This is a genomic window from Rhodopseudomonas sp., from assembly GCF_013377015.1.
GTDB lineage: Bacteria > Pseudomonadota > Alphaproteobacteria > Rhizobiales > Xanthobacteraceae > JARJEH01.
Genome location: NZ_JACABA010000032.1, coordinates 1 through 1,132 on the forward strand (window position 1 = coordinate 1; position 1,132 = coordinate 1,132).

At 66.0% G+C, this 1,132-nt stretch carries 1 protein-coding gene; it reads right to left on the reverse strand.

The window, feature by feature from the left end:
* Positions 1–230 precede the first annotated feature (230 nt).
* On the reverse strand, positions 231–1,132 hold a 902-nt coding region (locus tag HXX15_RS23130; protein WP_296519258.1), incomplete at its 5' end, for a hypothetical protein.

The window sequence follows — 1,132 nt, forward strand, 5'->3', positions numbered from 1 at the left end:
CAACTGAGCCGGGGTCTGTGTCATCAGGAGGAGAAGGCGGTGTGAAGGCCCGAGGCCGTCGGTTCCAATACGCCGCGCGCTGGTCGAATTCCTGCCCGCCTACCCGCCCAAGGCCATCCCCGTCTTGTGCTGTACCCGCAAAGCCGGCAGGTGTCGCCTCGCGTTCGGGCGTTCGTGGGCTGGATATCCGCCGAGTTCAGGGCCAGGAAGAGTTCATAGCAGGTCGCGCGCTACGCATGGTGGCGCCGCACGCTCGCCCGGACATTGCTGTAGTCGCAGTTCTCGGCGAGCTCGAACGCTCGCGCCAGCAGTTGGCGCGCCGCATGCACCAGCCCCCGTCGCTCGCAGATTCTCCCCAGCAGCGCCATCGCCGTCATCTGGCGCAGCCTGAGCTGGTTCGCCGTGGCCACCCCGATGCACTGGCACGCCAACTGAGTGGCATGGCGCGTCTCGCCGAGCCGAAGCAGATGTGACGCCCTGGCATAGGCCGTGTCCGCCACCAGGCGCGGCATGCCCATGTCGATGCCGTATTTCTCGATCTCGTCGAGACGCCGGGGGATGTAGTCGGCTTCCTCGGGAAGCAGCCTGTCGATGGCGAGCCGCACTCGCGACAGCCTGGCCATCTGGCGAACGTCTTCGTGGCCACCCTTCGTGGCCGCGGCGATCGACCTGTCGACTGATGCCAGCGCCTTGGGGCCCGCCTCGGGCCCCTTGATCCGATACAGCTCCGCAAGGTGCCGAGAGAAGATCGCCACCGAGCGGGACTGCCCGTACTTGTCGAGATCCTCGATTACCTCGACGAACACTCGCTCGGCGGCATCGGCGTTTCCGGAGTAGTGATCCACCAGTGCGAGATAGCCCCTGACGAGCAGCCGCAGGATCGGGTTCTCGTCCTCGATGGCGACGATGGCATTGAGATTCTTCCTGGCTTCCCGTATCCGGCCGCGCTCGATGTCGGCGACCGCGAGGTTCAGGTGGATGCGGCACCAGAGCGCGCTGTGTCTGTCGCCGCCCTCGATCTCCTTCGCCGCCCGGAGCGCGATCGCGAACAGACCTGCGGCTGAATCCAGTCGACCCTGGACCAGGCAGAAGAGTCCGCACTCGTTGTACAGCCAGACGATCTCCTCGGCGA